Below are 21,242 nucleotides of genomic sequence, written 5' to 3'. Positions count from 1 at the left end.
ATCACGGGCGCCCTCCGGTCCGAAAACGTTCATACGCATCCCCACCAGTGCGGGCCAATCAAGTGTGGCAATGGACAACATACGAGGATCAACCATTGAGCAATCTCAAAGCACTGAATGACGGTCTACATGAATACGTTTATGTGGAAAGTCTTCATCTGGATTCCGAAGATGGACTTAGCGGTTACAACCTGTTGATGACGCTGGCGAAGTCTGCGGATCCTGGAGCAGCGACTATCGCGGTCATATTTTTTAACGTGGGCGGTCTGAACGTGCGGGGATTTGGTGGTGGCCTGACACAGTTCATGGATCTTTGCGTGTCGAGGGTTGAAGGCGGATTGGATCGTATCCGGTATGAGCTGGTTGATGAGGAAGAAGAAAAAATAGCCTTCAACTTCCACTCCTTCAAAGTGCTCAGCGAGGACCGTGGCAGCGGCGAATAGGCTGCGAAAGCCAGGTTGCACAAGTCGATGCTGTTTCCAAAGAAACGCCCCGTCTGAAGCGGGGCGTTTTTTTTGGTTTAACCTGCGAAACCTTTAGCGAAACGCCGGTACCACATGCTTGATAAACAACTCCAACGACTTCTTCTTCTCTTCATGCGGCAAGCTGTTATCACACCAGAAACTAAACTCATCCACCCCCAGTTCCTGATAGTACTTGATCCGCGGAATGATCTCTTCCGGCGTGCCGATCATCGCGGTCTTGTGCAGGCTCTCCAGTTCAAACTCCGGACGTCCGGCAAACTTCTCTTCAGGACTCGGCGCGAGGAAGCCGTTGACCGGAGTTTCCTTGTTGCCGAACCAGGCATCGAACGTGCGGTAGAAACGTGAGATGGCTTTGGCGCCAACTTGCCAGCCGTCCGGGTCATCAGCGGTGTGCACGTGGGTGTGGCGCAGCACCATCAATTGTGGGCGCGGTACGTCTGGGTTGTTGTCCAGTGCGGTCTGGAATTTGTTCTTCAGGTCGAGGACTTCTTCGTCGCCTTTCATCAATGGCGTGACCATGACGTTGCAGCCGTTGGCGACGGCGAAGTTGTGCGAGTCGGGGTCGCGGGCGGCGATCCACATGGGTGGGTTGGGCTTCTGGATCGGCTTCGGCACGCTGGTGGAGGTGGGGAATTTCCAAATGTCGCCGTCGTGGGCGTAGTCGCCTTGCCACAGGGCGCGGACCACCGGGACCATTTCGCGCAGGGCCTGGCCGCCGCTGGAGGCGGGCATGCCGCCGGCCATGCGGTCGAATTCGACTTGATAGGCGCCGCGCGCCAGACCGACTTCCATGCGGCCGTTGCTGATCACGTCGAGCAGGGCGCATTCGCCGGCGACGCGCAGCGGGTGCCAGAACGGCGCGATGATGGTGCCGGCGCCGAGGTGGATGGTGGTGGTTTTCGCCGCGAGGTAGGCCAGCAGCGGCATCGGGCTTGGGGAGATGGTGTATTCCATGGCGTGGTGTTCGCCGATCCACACGGTGCTGAAACCGCCAGCCTCGGCCATCAGGGTCAGTTCGGTCAGGTCTTCGAACAGTTGGCGGTGGCTGACGCTTTCGTCCCAGCGTTCCATGTGTACGAACAGGGAAAATTTCATGACGCTACCTCGAGTCTTTTGTAATTGGCCGGTCGTGTGCGGGCCTGTCGAACTGACGTGAACGCTGCGCGCTCGCGAGTCTTCTCACCATTCAAGCACGCCTTCGAGGACGGCTGTTCGGTTGATTGAATATTGGTATACCATAATACGGAATATCCGCAAAATATTTCTGACCGACACTTCGAACAAGGAAGGCGCAAGCAATGAACATAAAACAAAAACTGACTCTGGCGTTTGCGGTAATCGCCAGCCTGCCGGTGTTACTGGTGGCAGCGCTGATCATCCTCAATGTCCGCGAGGGCGCGCGCGACACCTTTACCGACAGCACCGGGCGCGAGGTGCGTCAGGTGGAAAACGCGATGCAGCTGTTTTTCGAGGGCATCAGCCAGAACGTCGCCTATCTGGCCGACCATCCGCAACTGCAGAGCATCGACGCCAGCCTCAAACGCTACCTGAGCAGCGACGCCGCGCAAGTGCCGATGGGGCCGCAGGATCAACAGCTGTTCAAGCTGTTCGACGGTCTGGCCAAGGCGCACCCGGCTTACACCTATCTATCTGTCGGCACCGAGCAGGGCGGTTATCTGTTCTGGCCGGGCGATGCGCAACTGGCGAACTACGATCCGCGCACCCGGCCCTGGTACAAAACCGCGATGGCCAATCCCGGCAAAACCCTGCGCACCGAGGCCTATTACTGGGCGGCGGATGACGTGGTGCTGGTGAGCACCGTGCGCAGTTTCAACAACCAGTTGGGCAGCAATGCTGGCGTGGTCAATATCGATGTGTCGCTCAAGCAGTTGACCGACCTGGTCAAGCAGATTCGCCTCGGCGAGAGCGGTTATCTGATGTTGATGGAAGCCAACAACACCGTGCTGGTCGACCCGAGTGATCCGGCGCACAACTTCAAGAAACTCAGCGATCTCGGCGACGGTTATCAGCAACTGGCCGAGGCGGGCAAAGGCCTGGTCGAGGTGCAATTGGCCGGCGAGGATTACATGGCGCTGGTCTGGCCGTCGCAGGCGTTGGGCTGGCGGTTTGTCGGCTTGGTCAAGGCGAGCGAAGTGATGGCCGGGGCGACTCGTTTGACCTGGTTGATCGGCGCTATCGCTGTGGTTTGCGCACTGTTGTTTGCAATGGCCGGCGCGTGGTTCGCCGGACTGATGGTCAAGCCGATTCGTGGTGTCGCCAGCGGACTCGAAGGCATTGCCCAGGGCGAGGGCGATCTGACTGCGCGACTGGAAGTACGTGGGCAGGATGAAACCGCGCAACTGGCGGGCTGGTTCAACCAGTTTCTCGAAGCGATTCGCACGTTGATTCAACGCATCGGCCAGGCAGCGGGGCAGATTCACAGCAGCTCCGGCAGCGCCACCGAGGTCTCGGCGGAGATGGCCGACGTCGCTTCGCGTCAGCGTGAGGCGGTGGACATGGTGTCTACGGCGTTTCACGAAATGGTCGCCACTTCCAACGAGGTCGCGCGTTCGTGCAGTCAGGCGGCCGATTCGGCAGACAACGGTCAGCGTCAGGCACACACCGGGCAGCAGCAGATCGATGCGGCGGTGAGCAACGTCGGGCGCTTGAGCCAGGAGATCGGCCACAGTGCCGAGTCGATGCAGCAACTGGAGCAGGACAGCAACGACATCCAGTCGATCCTCGGCACGATCCGTTCGATTGCCGAGCAGACCAATCTGCTCGCGCTCAACGCCGCCATCGAGGCCGCGCGCGCTGGAGAGCAGGGCAGGGGCTTTGCCGTGGTCGCTGATGAAGTTCGCGCGCTGGCCAAACGCACTTCCGACTCCACCGGTGAGATTGACGCATTGCTCGGCAATCTGGCGCGGCGCACCCATCAGATGGGCAAGCAGATGCACGCCAGCCTCGAGGTATCGCAGGAAACCGTGGTGTCGATCAACGAGGCGCGGGCGAGTTTTGAATTGATTCGTGAATCGGTTGACGTGATCCGCGACATGAACACGCAGATCGCCACGGCGGCGGAGGAACAGCATCAAGTGGCGGAGGACATCAATCGGCACATCAGCCAGATTCATGGTGATGCGCAGTTGGTGGCGAGCCTGGCGGATTCGACTCGCCAGGATGCGCAGAACCTGACGGCGTTGTCGCAGACGTTGAATCAGTTGGTGAGCCGGTTTAGGACCTGACACGGTCGCCCAGGCAACACCAAAACCTGTGGGAGCGAGCCTGCTCGCGAAGGCGTCGGGTCAGTCAAAAATGTAACAACTGACCCATCGCATTCGCGAGCAGGCTCGCTCCCACATGGGATATCCGAGATCTGGTGAAATCACGCCACAACCGGCAACGCGCCCATCTTGCCGTGGCAATACACCAGCGGTCCGGCGACCTGCTCGGGGACGATCAGGTTCTTCACTGCGCCGACCATGATCGCGTGGTCGCCACCTTCGTATTCACGCCACAACTCGCACTCGATCACCGCCGTGGCATTGGCGAGGATCGGGTTGCCCAGTTCGCTCAATGTCCACTCGATGCCCTGCGCCTTGTCCTTGCCTTTGCGGGCGAAGGCATAGGCCTCGCTTTGCTGCACGCTGGACAACAGGTGAATCGCAAAGCGTTTGTTCTTGATCAGCACGGGATAGGAGTCGGAGCTGTAGTTAGGGCAGAACAGCACCAGCGCCGGATCCATCGACAGCGAGCTGAACGCGCTGGCGGTCAGGCCGACGATCTGACCGTCGTCGTCCAGCGTGGTGATAACGGTGACGCCGGACGGGAACGAGCCCATGACTTGTTTGTAAATGGCAGCATCGATCATTGGGTGGTCCTCGGATGGTGTGACGCGGTTTTTATGGGTTATAGGTCTTATGGTATACCGTAATATATATCTTGCAAGAGCTTTTCTGGTGAACCGATAAACGTGCCGCTTTCGTCGGAAACTCAGTGTTTACGGGGCTTTCAGCTAGCCGGTCAGGGGTGGGATCAGCGAGGATAGCGGATCAGAGAGCGACAGAATCAGCGGATCAGGCTTGTGCAAAGTTTGGAATACCATAATATGGTCTGCATCTGAGGGTCGACCCAAGAGTCCTCCCGGTTTGGCTTCATACAAAGATAAAAACAGACAAACTCGAGTTCATGCATATGTCCCAGATGTCCCGGCAAGATCCGTTGATCGAGAATCATACGGTCGATTACGTCCCACTCGCGGAACGCCACGGGAAGGCCCGCGATCTGTTCACTCTTTGGTTCAGCACCAACATCGCGCCACTGCCCATCGTTACCGGCGCCATGGTGGTTCAGGTGTTCCATCTGAATCTGTTCTGGGGGCTGCTGGCGATTGCGCTGGGGCACATGATCGGCGGCGTGGTGATTGCGCTGGCCTCGGCCCAAGGCCCGCGCATGGGCATTCCGCAAATGGTCCAGAGTCGCGGTCAGTTCGGTCGTTATGGCGCACTGCTGATCGTGTTCTTCGCGGCGCTCATCTACATCGGTTTCTTCATTTCCAACATCGTGCTGGCCGGTAAATCCATTGTCGGCATTGCGCCGTCAGTGCCAGCGCCGCTGAGCATTCTGATCGGCGCGCTGGCCGCCACCGCGATCGGTGTGATCGGCTACAACTTCATCCATACGCTCAACCGCATCGGTACCTGGGTGATGGGCGGCGCATTGCTCGCAGGATTCATCTACATTTTCGCCCATGACTTGCCGGCAGACTTCCTGACGCGCGGCAGTTTCAATCTCTCCGGCTGGCTGGCGACGGTGTCGCTGGGGATCATCTGGCAGATCAGCTTCTCGCCGTACGTCTCCGACTATTCGCGATATCTGCCAGCAGACATCGGTATCGCCAAACCGTTTTGGGCGACTTACTTGGGCGCGACGCTGGGCACGATTCTGTCGTTCAGTTTTGGCGCGGTGGCGGTACTGGCGACGCCGGAAGGCACTGAAGCGATGGCAGCGGTCAAGCAGTCCACCGGCTGGCTGGGGCCGATTCTGATGGTGCTGTTTCTGCTCAACATCATCAGCCACAACGCGCTGAATCTGTATGGCGCGGTGTTGTCGATCATCACCTCGATTCAGACCTTCGCCAGCCAGTGGACGCCGAGCATCAAGGTGCGCGTGGTGCTCTCGAGCGTGATCCTGGCCGGATGCTGCGTGGTCGCCCTCGGTGCCTCGGCGGATTTCATTTCCGAATTCATCGGACTGATTCTCGCGTTGTTGCTGGTGCTGGTGCCGTGGGCGTCGATCAACCTGATCGATTTCTATCTGATCAAGCGCGGTAACTACGACATCGCCTCGATCTTCCGCGCTGACGGCGGGATTTACGGGCGCTTCAACCTGCACGCGATCATTGCCTATTTCATCGGCATCATCGTGCAGCTGCCGTTTGCCAACACCTCGCTGTACGTGGGGCCGTACGCCAATCTGGTGGAAGGTGCCGACCTGTCCTGGCTGGTCGGTCTGGTGGTAACGGTGCCGCTGTATTACTGCCTCGCAACCCGTGGTCAGGCGCAGCAGAGCAGGGCGGCCAGGCTCGGCTATACCGACTGATCCCAACGGCAACACAGCAATGCCCGGCCCAGTGCCGGGCATTTTTGTGTGCGTATCTCGGCGGTCAAGCAAATTGGCCATATCGATCCCCTTTTGGCCTGCCGCCTACTGTCATCGCGCTACGCTGTCAGCAAGAATCGAAACCATAACAACAGGCTCGACCTTTTTTGCCCTTGGCTATCGTTACAGCCACTGCCGTGTACAGAACATAAAAACCATCGATCTCACGTCGCATTCGGGGAAACAACCATGGTCACGATCAAACGCATTCTGGGCGCCACCGTGTGTGGCTTGACGCTGCTGGCCAGCGCCGTCCAGGCCGAGCAGCGCGAACTGCGGGTGTACAACTGGGCGGATTACATCCTGCCGTCAGTGCCCAAGGACTTCGCCGAGCAAAGCAAGATCAAAGTGACCTGGGACACCTTCGACACCAACGAATCCCTGGAAGCGAAACTGCTCACCGGCAACTCCGGTTACGACCTGGTGGTGCCGTCCAATCAGTTCATCGAAACCCAGATCAAGGCCGGCGTGTTCCAGAAACTCGACAAGTCGAAACTGCCGAACTGGCAGCACCAGGATCCGGCCCTGCTCAAATTGCTCGACGCCAACGACCCCGGCAACCAGTACGGCGTGCCATACATGTACGGCACCGTGCTGATCGGCTTCAACCCGGCGAAGGTCAAGGCCGCCCTGGGCGACAACGCGCCGGTGGACAGTTGGGATCTGGTGTTCAAGCCCGAGAACATGGAAAAGCTCAAGGCCTGTGGCGTGGCGATGCTCGATTCGCCGTCGGAGATCCTGCCGCTGGCCCTGCATTACCTCGGCCTCGATCCGAACAGCCAGAACCCGGCGGACTATGAAAAGGCCAAGGCCTTGATGATGAAGATTCGCCCGTACGTGACCTACTTCAACTCGGCCAAGTACATGACCGACATCGCCAACGGCGACATCTGCGTGGCGATCGGTTATTCCGGCAGCTTCTACCAATTCGGCAATCGCGCCAAAGAGGCGGGCAATGGCGTGGTGGTCGACTGGCGTTTGCCGAAGGAGGGCGCGCCGATCTGGTTCGACACGTTCGCCATTCCGAAGAGCGCGAAGAACGTCGCCGAGGCCCACGAATTCCTCAACCACTTGCTCGACCCGAAAGTGATCGCACCGATCAGCGATTTTCTCGGTTACCCAAATGCCAACAAGGACTCGATGCCGCTGGTCAACAAGGACATCACCGACAACCCCAACCTGACCCCGACCAGCGAAGCGCTGAAAACCCTGTATGTGGTGCAGCCGTTGCCGCAGAAAATGGAGCGGGTGCGCACGCGGGTGTGGACCAGTATCAAATCCGATAAATAAGAGCATCGCACTTCAAATGTGGGAGCGAGCCTGCTCGCGAAAGCGGGGTGTCATTCAACTCCTATGTTGAATGATCCGGCGTATTCGCGAGCAGGCTCGCTCCCACAGGTAGGGTTGTGTGGTGTCATTCGGTGCGGCGTTCAGCCTCGCGGCTGGTCGCCAGACTCAACAGCACCGACCCTAGAATCACCGACCCGACGATTGCCAGCGACCATTCCACCGGCATGTGGAACCACGGCATCAGCACCATCTTGCCGCCGATGAACACCAGTACGATCGCCAAGCCATACTTGAGCAGGTGAAAGCGATCAGCCATGTCCGCCAGCAGGAAGTACAGCGCGCGCAGGCCCATGATCGCGAAGATGTTCGAGGTGAAAACAATGAACGGGTCAGTGGTCACGGCGAAGATCGCCGGAATGCTGTCGACCGCGAACATCAGGTCGCTGGCCTCGATCAGCACCAGCACCAGGAACATCGGTGTTGCCCAGCGAACGCCGTTCTGCAGGATGAAAAACTTCTCGCCGTGAAAGCCACTGGTGATGCGCATATGCCCGCGAACCCAGCGCAATATCGGATTCTTTTCCAGATCCGGTTGATGATCAGCGAACACCAGCATCTTGATCCCGGTGATGATCAGGAACACACCGAAGGCATACAGCAGCCATTCGAACTGCGACACCAGCCACACCCCGGCAAAAATCATGATCGCGCGCATGACAATCGCGCCGAGCACGCCGTACAGCAGCACCCGCCGCTGCAATTCCGGTGGCACGGCGAAGTAGCTGAAGATCATCACGAAGATGAACATGTTGTCGATCGACAGGGACTGCTCGATCAGATAACCGGTGAGAAATTCCAGGGTTTTCTGTCGGGCGATTTCACTGCCGAATTCGCCATGCAGATACCACCAGAGCAACCCGGCGAAGCTCAGCGCCAACAGGCACCAGGCAACCACCCAGGCCGACGCTTCCCGCACCGACACCCGGTGCGCCTTGCGCCCACCGAAGACAAACAGGTCCAGGGCCAGCATGGCCAGAACGAAGATGATGAAGGCACCCCACATCCAGGGTTCGCCGATGTTGATGTTCGTGGCAGGCATGGCACGCTCCCCTGTCTTTTTATTTGCAGCAAGCACATCTCCTGTGGGAGCGAGCCTGCTCGCGAATGCGATGGAACAGCGAAGTTGAGGTTGCTGACCCACCGCGTTCGCGAGCAGGCTCGCTCCCACAGGGATCATCTTCTCTTCTCGATCAAAGTCAGACGGGGCCATGCTAGCGACGGATCTGGAGCAAAGAAAAATCGTTTATTTCTGACTGACAGTTCGGCAAAAACGAAGTATCAGCGGAAAAACTCTCCCGGCGTTTCGCCGAACTGCTGACGAAACGCGGCGATAAACGCCGAGGTCGAGTCGTATCCACAAGCCAGTGCAACGTCGGTCACACGCTCACCTTTCTCCAGCGGCGTTAGAGCTCCGAGCAAGCGCAGGCGCTGGCGCCAGGCGCGGAAGGTCAGACCGGTGTCGCGCAAAAACAGGCGCGTCAGAGTCTTTTCGGTGATGCTGAATTTTTCGCTCCAGTGGCTCAGCGTGGTCTGCTGTTCCGGGTGTTGCTCCAGGCTCTGATAGATCTGCTTCAGGCGCGGGTCTTGCGGCAGCGGCAGCATCAAGTCGATGGTCGGCGCGTCGGCCAATTGATCAAGGATCACCTGGGCCAAGCGTCCGTCAGGGCCGCTTTCGTCGTATTCCACTGGCACCTGACTGAAGGCGCGGATCAACTCCCTGAGCAAATCGCTGACGCCGAGCACATGGCAATGCTCAGCCGCCCAACCGGTGACGCTGCTGTCGATGTACAGGCTGCGCATTTCCGTATGCGGTGCGCTGAACACCCGGTGCGGCACGCCGGCCGGAATCCACACCGCACGCTCCGGCGGCGCGACGAAACGGCCAGCGCTGGTCTGCACTTCGAGGACGCCTTGAATCGCGTAGGACAACTGCACCCACGGATGACTGTGGCGGCGGGTGAGGGCGCGGTTGGGCAGAGATTCAATGCGTCCATACACGGGGCGCGGCAGGCTCGGCAGCCCGGGAACACTGCGGCGGACGCTTTTGGCATGTCCTTTAGGCGGCATCTTGCGGCTCTTCGGCGTTAGTCGGTAATTGCCAGTCACGTTAGAGTCGTTCGCACGCACTGGCAACCTTCGGATGAACCGCATGACTCGCCCACGTTTTTTGCCCGATAACTTCACCCTGACCTTGATCGGCGTCGTCTTGCTGGCGAGCTTCCTGCCCGCCAGCGGCCAGGTCGCAGTCGGCTTCGGCTGGCTGACCAACATCGCCATCGCCCTGCTGTTCTTCCTGCACGGCGCCAAGCTGTCGCGCGAATCGATCATCGCCGGCGCTGGCCACTGGCGTCTGCATCTGCTGGTGTTCGGGCTTACCTTCGTGCTCTTCCCGATTCTCGGTCTGGCGCTCAAACCACTGTTGTCACCGCTGATCGGTGATCAGCTGTACATGGGCATGCTCTATCTGTGCGCATTACCGGCCACCGTGCAGTCGGCGATCGCGTTCACTTCGCTGGCGCGAGGCAATATTCCGGCGGCGATCTGCAGTGCGGCGGCGTCCAGCCTGTTCGGGATTTTTCTTACGCCGCTGCTGGTGACTTTGCTGCTCAACGTCCACGGCGACGGCGGCTCGACCCTCGATGCGATCGTGAAGATCAGCGTGCAATTGCTCCTGCCGTTCATTGCCGGGCAGATCGCCCGCCGCTGGATCGGCGCGTGGGTAGGGCGCAACAAGAACTGGCTGAAATTCGTTGATCAGGGCTCGATTCTGCTGGTGGTGTACGGCGCATTCAGCGAGGCGGTCAACGAAGGCATCTGGCAGCAGATTCCGTTGTTCGAGTTGCTCGGCCTGGTGGTGGTCTGCTGCATCCTGCTGACGTTGGTTCTGGTGGCATCAATTCTGTTGAGCAAAGCCTTCGGCTTCAATCAGGAAGACCGCATCACCATCCTGTTCTGCGGCTCGAAAAAGAGCCTGGCCACCGGCGTGCCGATGGCGCAGGTACTCTTTGCCGGCAGCACCATCGGCGTGCTGATTCTACCGCTGATGCTGTTCCATCAGATTCAACTGATGGTCTGCGCGGTGCTGGCGCAGCGCTATGCCAAGCGGCCGGAGTCGGTGCCGGATCTGATGGCGCAGGTTGATCCGTAAAAGGGTTCACAGCCCCGAATACTTGACCGCCGCTGCCGCTCGCGTCGGCACGTCCAGCGCGCGCAACAACGAAGACACATGGATCCTCACCGTGAACGGCGAAATATCCAGTTCACGGGCGATTTCCTTGTTGGTCTTGCCTTGCGCAATCAACCGCAGCACGTCCTGCTGACGCGGCGTCAGCGTCGTCGCGGTTTCCAGCGGCAACAAGCCGGACGGCGCCGACTTCACCAGCACCTCACCTTCACGGATCGCCAGAATTGCCTGGCCGATTTCATCCGGCGCAATGTTCTTGCCGATAAAACCGTCAATGCCCGCCGCCATGACTTCACTGATCAGCGTCTGATCGTCAACCATCGACACCACGATCAGCGTGGTGCGCGGCAATCGTCTTCGCAAGTCGGCGAGTTGAGTGATGCAGGTCAGTCCGGGAAAACGCAGATCGAGCATCAGCGTGTCCGGCTCGTCGCCCTGTGACAGCAGCTTGAGCACCGCGTCGAAGTCGCCGGCCTCGCAGGTATCCGCATCGGGCAGCAAGCGCTGCACGGTGCGCAGCATCGCCTCGCGAAACAGCGGGTGATCGTCGGCTATGATGATCCGGCACGTCATGACGCGACCCTCCCTGGGTCAGGCGTGATTCAAGGCCTGCACCTTAGCACTGGACGCGAAGGTTGCCTGTAGGCTGCTTCCGAAACTGACGATTGCTGCACAAGGACGTTTACCATGAAGTTCGAAAAAAATACCGAACTCGACCAAGCCAACCTGCGCATTATCATCGCTGCCATTGCGGTGGTTTACATGGTCGTGCTGGGTTTTCTGCCGGGCCATCGCTTCGATACCTACCTGCCGGTCATCACTTACATTGTCTTGTTTCTGCTGGCTTCGATCGCGTTCCGCCAAGCCATTGCGCGTTGGCCCGGGCATTATCCGGCGCGGCGGATTTTTGCCATGGTCCACGATTACACCGGCACCTGTTTTGGACTGGTGATCGGCGGCGAAGCGGCGCTGCCGTTGTATGCGGTGATGGTCTGGGTCAATCTCGGCAACGGCATGCGCTACGGCTCGCGCTATCTGGCAATCGCCACCGGCCTTGCATTGGTGGCGCTGCTGGTGGTCTATCGCCTGACGCCGTATTGGCAGGCGCAGCCGTTCATGGTGCTGATGCTGCTGATCACCAGCACGGTGATTCCGTTTTATGCGCACTTGCTGCTTGAGCGCACGCGCAAGGCGTCGGAAGAAGCGCTGGCGGCTAACCTGGAAAAGTCGCGGTTTCTGGCGCAGGCCAGTCATGACTTGCGTCAGCCGATTCATTCCATCGGTCTGTTTACCGCGTGTCTGCGAGAGTCGCGCCTGGGCGATGACGAGCGGCGGCTGGTCGATAACATCGACCGCTCGCTGCTTAACGTTTCGCAATTGTTCCGCTCGATTCTCGACCTCTACACCCTCGATAACGGTCGGGTTGAAGCGAAAATGCAAACGCTGAATCTTGGTGAATGGCTTGCGGATCTGATACGCCAACACCAGGAAGCGGCCCGTTGGGCAGGCGTCGAGTTGCGGCTGCGACCGTGCAACCACTGGGTCAGAACCGACCCGGCGCTGCTCGCGACCATGGTGCAGAACGTGCTCTCCAACTGTTTCAAATACGGCGCGCAACGTCCCGTGCTGATCGGCGTGCGTAAACGTGGGGCAGGGCTGGCCATCGTCATCCATGACCGTGGCAACGGCATTGCCGAAGAGCATCTGCACAAGGTCTTCGAGGAGTTTTATCGGGTACGGCAAGTGCGCGACAAAGATGTCGAGGGCGTCGGGCTGGGCCTGTCGATCATCAAGCGTCTTGGTGAACTGATCGATGTGCACGTTGCTCTGCGTTCACGGTTGGGACGCGGCACCGCTGTGACGCTTGCGGGGTTGCCGATCGTGGCGGCGCCGCAGTCACCGGTGGTTCGCAGTGAAGCGCGGCAGGCAGGTTTGTTGACCGGGCTGAAGGTGTGTCTGGTCGAGGATGACCGCAACGTGTTGCTCGCGACTTCGGCGTTGCTCGAACGCTGGGGCTGCGTGGTGCAGGCCGAGTGGTCAGCTGAAGGCCTGGTCACCGACTGCGACATCATCGTCGCCGACTATGACCTCGGCACCCACGCCACGGGTATCGAATGCATCGATGAAGTGCGCAGGCAGCGCGGCTGGGCCGTGCCGGCGATGATCATCACCGGGCATGACGTCGAGAAGATTCAGGCTGCCTTGCATGACCGGCAGATTGCGATTCTGTCGAAACCTGTGCGCCCGGCCGAGTTACGCGCGACGTTGCGCGCCCTGCGTGATCGACAAGGCGCAGCGGTTGAACAGATGCTGTAAAGGCCAATGTAAACGGGCGGCTCAGGAGCTCGCCCGTTATTTCGCGGCGATTATTGTGGGCTGTTGAACTGGTCGGAATAGCTGCCGGTCATCAGCGACGATGCCACGCGATCAGAACCGACTCCGACCCGGGAGTAGGCCACTCGGTTGACGCCGGTGCGGTCGGCCCCATCCGCTGCCAATGCTCCGGCACCGACACGATCAGCGCCATCGGCAGCCACCGCGCCTGCGCCGACACGATCAGCGCCATCGGCAGCTACCGCGCCGGCACCGACACGATCAGCGCCATCGGCAGCCACCGCGCCCGCGCCGACACGATCAGCGCCATCGGCAGCCACCGCGCCTGCACCGACACGATCAGCGCCATCGGCAGCCACTGCGCCCGCGCCGACACGATCAGCGCCATCGGCAGCCACCGCGCCGGCACCGACACGATCAGCGCCATCGGCGGCCACCGCGCCGGCGCCGACGCGATCAGCGCCATCGGCAGCCACCGCGCCTGCACCGACGCGATCAGCACCATCGGCAGCCACCGCGCCTGCACCGACGCGATCAGCACCATCGGCAGCCACCGCCCCAGCACCAACATGATCAGCCCCATCCGAAGCCAACGCCTGCGGTTGCGCCGCCAAGACATTCGGCACCACAACGCTGGCCGCTACCGCAAGAAGCACGCCTGACAACAACTTGTATTTCATGGTTTTCTCCACGACCCGTTGCCAAACAGCGATCAATCGCGCGCGATGCATACAGACGCCACGACTCACTGGCTTGGGTTCTACCTGGTTGGCGAAAGGCACGGGCACACCGAACGGCGTGCGGGTGTCGAGATAATTTTGATCGAGCCGATTGAGTATAGGATCGGCCTCGGGAACTGCCACGGCAGAAAGATCGACGGACAAAAAAAGACGACGCCCGCATTGCGCGGGCTTCTTTGGGTGGAGCTGTTTACATTCTTGCCAGTGCCTGAGCCAGGTCGGCGTGCAGGTGTTCAACGTCCTCAACCCCAACTGACAACCGCACTGATCAGAGCCTTCAGCCACGACGTAGTTGAGCAATTCGCCAATCAACCACAGGCGTTCGACTCACTGGCTCGGCTCAAGCTAATTGGTGAGCGCAGGCCGAAGGCCGGAAACGTTTGGGATTGAAGCCCGAAAGGGTGAAACGGGCCGGCTGTTTGGCCTAGCTCAACGCGCACCGCGAAAGTCCGGCCCGCAGGGAACGTCAGATGGCACGATCGGCAGTAAGCCATCACTGATCGCATGCGACCATTGCAACGATGGCCTCAGCAACTTGAAGCACGAAGCTTGACACCTGTTTCCGGTCCCGCTGGCCGCTGAGATTAAACGCCTTCAATCGGGTGAGTGACCTTCCATTTTTCGGCAAAAGCTTTGCCTTGCTCGATTTGTTCGGGTGTCATTTTTTCAGAATATTCTTCTAATCTTTCCCGATCATACTCTTTATCAGACTCATCATTATCTAAGCCTGCTAAAAGCAACGTAAGGCCATAAGCCTTCACCATATCAAATGGAAAGCCATAGTAATTTGGATTACTTGCATACTCTCGAGCAAGCAAACCGATGCCATTGCTGTCACCCGCCTTCGCAGACTCCTCTAGCCAATACCGGGAAATTGATAGGTCTCCGTTATCTTCATAAATGGAGGCTGCATAGGCAATCATTGCTTTTGGATAGCCATTTTCAGCCGCTCGCTTATACCACTTGTTGATTTCCTTGCGGCGCTGCCCAAACCACCAAAAAAATCCATCACCAGCTGAATAACTCTCGGCAAGCTGATATTGTGCGAATGAGTACCCTCCCTCTGCTGATTTAATCAGCATATTAAAGTCAGAATTGCCTACGTATAACAAATAGGCAGCTTCCATGTCACCGGAAGCAATTTTTTCTCGCGCAATCTTCTCAAATTCTGATTTCCACTCGCGCTGAGTTTTATCTCCCTTCGGGCAGTTCTCAACGATCGTGCATAATTTATCTCCATCATCAAGAGCCAGACGAAGTAGGGAGTTAAAATTTCCTTGATTAGCAGAATGTACTAGCCATTCGCGCGTATCTTCCACCCTGTGGTTTTTTGCATAACGAAGCTCATCCTGTAGATGAAACCACTCTCCTACAACATCCGACTTGGCTACCCAATCATTTAGTTCGCCTAGTTGTTGCAAATCATTTGAGGCAAATTTCTCCATTAAAGTTTTTCTGTACTCTTGATCCCATTCACCTCGGCTTTTTTCCCCTTTGGGACAAAATGAAGCAATAACACACAGCTTGACGTTGTGAGATAACTGATATAGGGAGAATAAATTGCCTTGATTGGCAGAAGCCACGAACCACTTTACAGATTCTTTCGAGTCTAGCGCTTCACTAAGTTCCATTTGTCGAAGTTGTTGCGCCAAATAAAATTGTGCTTCTGCATCGCCAGCCTCAGCGGCAATGCGCAATTCACGCTCTGCATTTTTCTCTTGTTTATATAATGAAATGCCGCGTTCCTTGGCTGTCTGCTGCTCCTGTGAAAGCACTGCCGATGCGGTGACTGAGTTAAATAAAAAAAGTAAACTTAAAATCGATTTGATTAGATTTTTATAATGATTCATTTTCTTCCCTGTGTAATTAACAAGCGAGCGCCGTATTCCATATGCTGTTTGACACCAAGCTGCGAAATGAGGTGGGCGAATGTTGCGACACTTGTGTTGTCGAGTTTGCGCAGCAGCACGGAGCTCTTCATTCGGCAGACTTGATGCCATTTTCAAAAAGACTTGTATGACAATAAAAACGAAAGATCGAAAGGCCACAGGGGGGTTCCCCGTGTGGCGACGGTATTTATCCCCGTTGGGCTGCGATGCAGCCCCCTTCAAAGAGTCACATTTTAGCCAAAGCCTGCGTCAAATCTTCCCGCAGATCCTCAACATCCTCAACCCCCACCGACAACCGCACCAGCCCATCGCCAATCCCCAGCTTCGCGCGAGTTTCCGGCGGGATGGTCGCGTGGGTCATGATCGCCGGATGTTCGATCAGGCTCTCCACACCGCCCAGACTTTCCGCCAACGCAAAGATCTTCACATTCTCCAAAAACCGCCGTGCGCCGGCCAGGTCGCTGTTCAGATCCACGGAAATCATCCCGCCAAAACCGCGCATTTGCCGCTTGGCCAGTTCGTGCTGCGGGTGCGAGGTCAGGCCCGGATAGTAGACGCGTTTGACCTGCGGTTGCTGTTCCAGCCACTGCGCCAGATCCAGGGCGTTGCTGCAATGACGTTCCATGCGCAGCGCCAAAGTCTTCACCCCGCGCAGGGTGAGGAATGCATCGAACGGCCCGGAAATCGCCCCGACGGCGTTTTGCAGGAAACCGAGTTTTTCCGCCAGCTCGTCGTTCTGTCCGACCACGGCAATGCCGCCGATCACGTCGGAGTGGCCGTTGAGGTATTTGGTGGTCGAGTGCAGGACGATGTCGAAGCCCAGCTCCAGTGGGCGCTGGATGTACGGGCTGGCAAAAGTGTTGTCGGCGACGCAGATGATCCCCCGCGCGCGGCAGATGCGCGCAATGGCGGCCAGATCCGACAGGCTCAGCAGCGGGTTGGTAGGGGTTTCGACCATGACCATGCGCGTGTCGTCCTGCAGCGAGGCTTCGAACGCCGACAGATCGGTCAGGTCGACGAAGCTGAAACGGTGCCCGGCACTGCGCTGACGGACCTTGTCAAACAGGCGGAAGGTGCCGCCGTACAAGTCATTGCCGGAAACGATGTGCGAGCCTGCGTCGAGCAGTTCCAACACCGTGGAGATCGCCGCCAGCCCCGAGGCGAAGGCGAACGCGCGGGTGCCGCCTTCGAGGTCGGCGACGCAGCGCTCCAGCGCGAAGCGCGTCGGGTTGTGCGAGCGGCCGTAGTCGAACCCCTTGTGCACGCCGGGGCTGTCTTGCAGGTAGGTGGAGTTGGCATAGATCGGCGGCATCAGCGCGCCGGTGGTCGGGTCAGGCTCTTGCCCGGCGTGGATCACCCGGGTGGCGAAGCCTTGGGATTTATCGTCGTGCTGACTCATGCAAGGGATCTCCGTAATTGGTTGAGCATGTCGGTGCGGGTGATCAGGCCATGGAAGCCGGAGGCGTCGGCGATGATCGCGACGAGGCCACGGCTGAGCACCGCTTCCAGCTCGGCCAGGGTCGCAGCCGGGGCGAGGGTTTGCAGTTTGTCGGTCATCACGCTGGACACTGACTGGCTGAAGCGCGCGGCATCTTCGTGGACGCCGAGGAGGATGTCGGACTCGTCGATCACGCCCACCAGTTGCTTGCCTTCGACCAGCACCGGCAGTTGCGAAACATCCGCCAGACGCATGCGCTGAAACGCAGTGAGCAGGGTGTCGTCAGGGCCGACGCTGATCACCCGGCCGTCCTCGAAACGCCGTGCGATCAAGTCGCGCAAGTCGCCGTAGCCTTTGCGTTGCAACAGGCCTTGATCGGTCATCCACTGGTCGTTGTAGACCTTCGACAGGTACCGCGTGCCGGTGTCGCAGACGAAGCTGACCACGCGTTTCGGCTCGGTCTGTTCGCGGCAATAACGCAGCGCGGCAGCGAACAGGGTGCCGGTCGATGAGCCGCCGAGAATGCCCTCGGCCTTGAGCAACTGGCGCGCGTGATCGAAGCTTTCCGCGTCGCTGATCGAGTAGGCGTGACGCACGCTGGAGAGGTCGGTGATCGACGGAATGAAGTCTTCGCCGATACCCTCGACCGCCCACGAACCGGGCGTCGGCAAGGTGCCGTCGCGGCTGTATTGCGCCATCACCGAGCCGATCGGATCGGCGAGGACCATTTCCAGATCCGGCTGCACGCGCTTGAAGAAGCGACTCAACCCGGTCAACGTGCCGGCCGAACCGACGCCGACGACGATGGCGTCCAGATCATGTTCGGTCTGCGCCCAGATTTCCGGCGCGGTGCTGCATTCATGGGCCAGCGGGTTGGCGGGATTGTTGAACTGGTCGGCGAAAAACGCCCCGGGAATGTCCTTGGCCAAGCGGGCGGCGACGTCCTGGTAATACTCGGGATGGCCCTTGCCGACATCGGAGCGGGTGATGTGCACTTCGGCGCCCATGGCCTTCAAGTGCAGGACCTTCTCGGTGGACATCTTGTCCGGCACCACCAGCACTACGCGATAGCCTTTGGCGCGGCCGACCAGCGCCAGACCCAGACCGGTATTGCCGGCGGTGGCCTCGACAATCGTGCCGCCCGGTTGCAGGCGACCGTCACGTTCCGCAGCGTCGATCATCGCCAGACCGATACGGTCCTTGATTGAGCCGCCAGGGTTCTGCGATTCGAGTTTGAGAAACAGCGTGCACGGTCCGGTATCGAAGCGGGTGACCTGCACCAGCGGAGTATTGCCTATCAGCCCAAGCACGGCAGGGCGTGATTCCTTTGACATTTCTTCACCTCTTTATGGTGTTGATCGCGTTCCAATCGCGGGGAAAAGACTCGCGTGCAACTTAGGCGCAGACATCCTCTCTCGCAACCTCTAATCCTTGGAAAATCCAGCCGTTTGGATCTAACGATAGAACGAAAACTTGCATGTTGCCCTGACGTGTTCTGATCGTTCCCACGCTCCGCGTGGGAATGCAGCCTTGGACGCTCTGCGTCCCTACGGCCAGAAGATCCCAGCCTTCGACAGCTTCTACGGGGCGCCTGTGCATGAGTAGAACTTGTGATGATCTAGAATTTATTGAGTTTGTTTCATCAAGTCCGGTTCCCGACAATATCTGCCATCGAATAAGCATCTGGAGTTGTTTGTCATGGCACTGGCCCATTCCCTGGGATTTCCGCGCATCGGTCGCGACCGCGAACTGAAGAAAGCGCAAGAGGCGTTCTGGAAAGGAGAACTGAACGAGGCGGGCCTGCGTGACGTCGGGCGTGAGCTGCGCAAGGTCCATTGGGACTTGCAGAAAAACGCCGGCATCGACTTGCTGCCGGTTGGCGATTTCGCCTGGTACGACCAAGTGCTGACCCACTCGCTGATGTTCGGCGTGATCCCCGAACGTTTCCGTCCGCACGACGGTAAAGCCACGCTGCAGACCCTGTTCAGCATGGCCCGAGGCGTCAGCAATGCTTGCTGCGGCGAAGGCCACGCTCAGGAAATGACCAAGTGGTTCGACACCAACTATCACTACCTCGTACCGGAATTCAGTGTCGACCAGCACTTCCAGTTGGGTTGGGAGCAGCTGTTTGAAGAAACCGAAGAGGCCCGTGCGCTAGGGCACAACGTCAAACCGGTGATCATCGGTCCGCTGACCTATCTGTGGCTGGGTAAAACCAAAGGCGCCGATTTCGACAAGCTCGATTTGCTTGACCGCCTGCTGCCGCTGTACGGCCAGATCTTCGCGCGACTGGCGGCATTGGGCGTGGAGTGGGTGCAGATCGATGAGCCGATTCTGGTGCTCGATTTGCCGCAGGACTGGAAGAATGCCTTCGAGCGCGCCTACAACCAGATCCAGCGCGATCCGCTGAAAAAACTGCTCGCCACGTATTTCGGTGGTCTGGAAGAAAACCTCGGTCTGGCGGCGAACCTGCCGGTCGATGGCCTGCACATCGATCTGGTGCGCGCGCCGGATCAATACCCGACCATTCTGGATCGTCTGCCGGCTTATAAGGTGCTGTCGTTGGGTGTGGTCAACGGTCGGAACGTCTGGCGCTGCGATCTGCAAAACGCGCTGGCGACGCTGCACCATGCTCATGAGCGTCTGGGTGATCGTTTGTGGGTAGCACCGTCCTGTTCATTGCTGCACAGCCCGGTTGATCTGGGCCGCGAAGACCAGCTCGATGCCGAACTGAAAAGCTGGCTGGCGTTCGCCGTGCAGAAGTGCGAAGAGGTCGCCGTGCTCGCTCAAGCGGTCAGCGAGCCGGAAGCGCCGAAGGTACTGCGTGCCCTCGCGCAAAGCCGTTCGGTGCAGACCAGCCGCGCTGCCTCGCCGCGTATTCACAAACCGGCGGTGCAAGCGCGGGTCGCGGCGATCACTGCCAGGGATGCGCAACGCCAATCGCCGTTTGCCCAGCGTATTGCCAAACAGCGCGGCAAGCTCGACCTGCCGTTATTCCCGACCACCACCATTGGCTCGTTTCCGCAAACGGCGGCGATCCGTCTGGCGCGTCAGGCCTACAAGCAAGGCAAGCTCAGCGCGGCCGATTACACCGATGCGATGCACACGGAGATTCGCCACGCGGTGGAAATTCAAGAGCGCCTCGGCCTGGATGTGCTGGTGCACGGTGAGGCCGAGCGCAACGACATGGTCGAATACTTCGCCGAACAGCTCGACGGCTATGCCTTCACCCGCTTTGGCTGGGTGCAGAGCTACGGTTCGCGCTGCGTCAAACCGGCGGTGATTTTCGGCGACCTCAGCCGCCCGCAGGCGATGACGGTCGAGTGGATCCGTTACGCCCAAGGCCTTACCGACATGGTCTTGAAAGGCATGCTGACCGGCCCGGTGACCATGCTGATGTGGTCGTTCCCGCGCGAAGACGTCAGCCGCGAGGTGCAGGCTCAACAACTGGCGCTGGCCATTCGTGACGAGGTGAATGACCTGGAAGCGGCGGGAATCAAAATCGTGCAGCTCGACGAAGCGGCGTTCCGTGAAGGCCTGCCGTTACGCCGGGCGCAGTGGCCGGCGTATCTGCACTGGGCAAGCGAAGCGTTCCGCCTGTGCGCCTCCGGCGTGCGCGACGAAACGCAGATCCACACGCACATGTGCTACAGCGAGTTCAACGATGTGATCGAGTCGATCGCGGCGATGGACGCCGATGTCATCACCATCGAAACCTCGCGTTCGGACATGGAACTGCTCGAAGCGTTTGAAGCGTTCGCCTACCCGAACGACATCGGCCCCGGCGTGTACGACATTCACTCGCCACGGATTCCCGATGTGACGGAAATGGTCGGTTTACTGCGCAAAGCGGCGCAGCGTATTCCGGTGGAGCGGCTGTGGGTCAATCCGGATTGCGGGTTGAAGACCCGAGGCTGGCCAGAGACCGAAGCGGCGCTGGTGCACATGGTCAGCGCCGCGCGGCAACTGCGCAAAGAGTGGGCCTGACCCTTTACCGCCCTGGAATACATAACCCTGTGGGAGCGAGCCTGCTCGCGAAAGCGGTGTGTCAATCGACACCATGTTGGATGACCTGACGCCTTCGCGAGCAGGCTCGCTCCCACAGAACTCGCGTTCTCCCCGTCATTCACGGCAACACACAAATCCTTTGTGGGAGCGAGC

At 59.1% G+C, this 21,242-nt stretch carries 16 protein-coding genes and 1 pseudogene; 8 read left to right on the top strand and 9 right to left on the bottom strand.

Annotation, left to right across the window (positions count from 1 at the left end; all coding sequences use genetic code 11):
* The first annotated feature begins 95 nt into the window (after positions 1-95).
* A complete protein-coding gene (locus PSH90_RS15435; protein WP_305380944.1) occupies positions 96-443 on the top strand; it encodes a hypothetical protein in 348 nt (115 codons plus the stop codon).
* Between the two features lie 93 nt (positions 444-536).
* Here PSH90_RS15435 and PSH90_RS15430 read toward each other — a convergent pair whose 3' ends face one another.
* A complete protein-coding gene (locus tag PSH90_RS15430; protein ID WP_305380943.1) occupies positions 537-1,580 on the bottom strand; it encodes an LLM class flavin-dependent oxidoreductase in 1,044 nt (347 codons plus the stop codon).
* 203 nt (positions 1,581-1,783) lie between these two features.
* Between PSH90_RS15430 and PSH90_RS27525 the strand changes: the two are divergent.
* Positions 1,784-2,824, top strand: a pseudogene (locus PSH90_RS27525) (cache domain-containing protein); the annotation flags it as partial.
* A 138-nt stretch (positions 2,825-2,962) separates the two neighbouring features.
* Positions 2,963-3,730: a methyl-accepting chemotaxis protein gene (locus tag PSH90_RS27520; protein ID WP_370593578.1), complete on the top strand. Its 768-nt coding sequence runs from the start codon at positions 2,963-2,965 to the stop codon at positions 3,728-3,730.
* Between the two features lie 140 nt (positions 3,731-3,870).
* On the opposite strand, the gene PSH90_RS15420 is transcribed toward PSH90_RS27520, so the two are convergent.
* Positions 3,871-4,356, bottom strand: coding sequence for a flavin reductase family protein (locus tag PSH90_RS15420; RefSeq protein WP_016775037.1), 486 nt, complete (start codon positions 4,354-4,356; stop codon positions 3,871-3,873).
* A 323-nt stretch (positions 4,357-4,679) separates the two neighbouring features.
* Between PSH90_RS15420 and PSH90_RS15415 the strand changes: the two genes are divergently transcribed.
* Both PSH90_RS15415 and PSH90_RS15410 read left to right on the top strand, forming a co-directional pair.
* A complete protein-coding gene (locus PSH90_RS15415) occupies positions 4,680-6,086 on the top strand; it encodes a cytosine permease (protein ID WP_016775036.1) in 1,407 nt (468 codons plus the stop codon).
* A gap of 249 nt (positions 6,087-6,335) precedes the next feature.
* On the top strand, positions 6,336-7,436 hold the full coding sequence (locus tag PSH90_RS15410) for a polyamine ABC transporter substrate-binding protein (protein WP_016775035.1): 1,101 nt from the start codon (positions 6,336-6,338) through the stop codon (positions 7,434-7,436).
* A gap of 124 nt (positions 7,437-7,560) precedes the next feature.
* Here PSH90_RS15410 and PSH90_RS15405 read toward each other — a convergent pair whose 3' ends face one another.
* Together PSH90_RS15405 and PSH90_RS15400 are read right to left on the bottom strand one after the other, a co-directional pair.
* Entirely contained in the window at positions 7,561-8,535 is a 975-nt protein-coding gene (locus tag PSH90_RS15405; RefSeq protein ID WP_150635069.1) for a TerC family protein, read from the bottom strand.
* 239 nt (positions 8,536-8,774) lie between these two features.
* A complete protein-coding gene (locus PSH90_RS15400; protein WP_150635070.1) occupies positions 8,775-9,563 on the bottom strand; it encodes a helix-turn-helix domain-containing protein in 789 nt (262 codons plus the stop codon).
* 82 nt (positions 9,564-9,645) lie between these two features.
* Here PSH90_RS15400 and PSH90_RS15395 point away from each other — a divergent pair, with 82 nt between their 5' ends.
* Positions 9,646-10,644: a bile acid:sodium symporter family protein gene (locus PSH90_RS15395; protein ID WP_041480047.1), complete on the top strand. Its 999-nt coding sequence runs from the start codon at positions 9,646-9,648 to the stop codon at positions 10,642-10,644.
* 6 nt (positions 10,645-10,650) lie between these two features.
* On the opposite strand, the gene PSH90_RS15390 is transcribed toward PSH90_RS15395, so the two are convergent.
* Entirely contained in the window at positions 10,651-11,253 is a 603-nt protein-coding gene (locus tag PSH90_RS15390; RefSeq protein ID WP_305380939.1) for a response regulator transcription factor, read from the bottom strand.
* 114 nt (positions 11,254-11,367) lie between these two features.
* On the opposite strand from PSH90_RS15390, the gene PSH90_RS15385 reads away from it, so the two are divergent.
* Positions 11,368-12,996 (top strand): hybrid sensor histidine kinase/response regulator, encoded by a 1,629-nt coding sequence (locus tag PSH90_RS15385; RefSeq protein ID WP_305380938.1) that lies wholly within the window; start codon positions 11,368-11,370, stop codon positions 12,994-12,996.
* Positions 12,997-13,046: 50 nt separating this feature from the next.
* Here the strand turns inward: PSH90_RS15385 and PSH90_RS15380 are convergent, their stop codons facing one another.
* The 4 genes from PSH90_RS15380 to PSH90_RS15365 form a co-directional block, all read right to left on the bottom strand.
* Positions 13,047-13,694 carry a hypothetical protein gene (locus tag PSH90_RS15380; RefSeq protein ID WP_305380936.1) on the bottom strand — a complete coding sequence of 216 codons (648 nt, stop codon included), beginning with the start codon at positions 13,692-13,694 and terminating at the stop codon, positions 13,047-13,049.
* A gap of 644 nt (positions 13,695-14,338) precedes the next feature.
* Positions 14,339-15,604 (bottom strand): hypothetical protein, encoded by a 1,266-nt coding sequence (locus tag PSH90_RS15375; RefSeq protein ID WP_305380934.1) that lies wholly within the window; start codon positions 15,602-15,604, stop codon positions 14,339-14,341.
* Positions 15,605-15,869: 265 nt separating this feature from the next.
* Entirely contained in the window at positions 15,870-17,042 is a 1,173-nt protein-coding gene (locus PSH90_RS15370) for a cystathionine gamma-synthase (RefSeq protein WP_041480052.1), read from the bottom strand.
* On the bottom strand, positions 17,039-18,415 hold the full coding sequence (locus PSH90_RS15365; RefSeq protein ID WP_095180209.1) for a pyridoxal-phosphate dependent enzyme: 1,377 nt from the start codon (positions 18,413-18,415) through the stop codon (positions 17,039-17,041). Before PSH90_RS15365 ends, PSH90_RS15370 begins: the two co-directional genes overlap by 4 nt.
* A 364-nt stretch (positions 18,416-18,779) precedes the next feature.
* Between PSH90_RS15365 and metE the strand changes: the two genes are divergently transcribed.
* The gene (metE, locus tag PSH90_RS15360) at positions 18,780-21,068 is read left to right on the top strand and encodes a 5-methyltetrahydropteroyltriglutamate--homocysteine S-methyltransferase (protein WP_305380932.1); all 2,289 of its coding nucleotides are present in this window, start codon (positions 18,780-18,782) and stop codon (positions 21,066-21,068) included.
* Positions 21,069-21,242: the final 174 nt, after the last annotated feature.

The sequence above is a fragment of the Pseudomonas sp. FP1762 genome (assembly GCF_030687105.1).
Classification (GTDB): Bacteria; Pseudomonadota; Gammaproteobacteria; order Pseudomonadales; family Pseudomonadaceae; genus Aquipseudomonas; species Aquipseudomonas siliginis.
The sequence above is the reverse complement of the archived record's forward strand: the minus strand, read 5'-3'. Positions and strand labels throughout refer to the sequence as shown.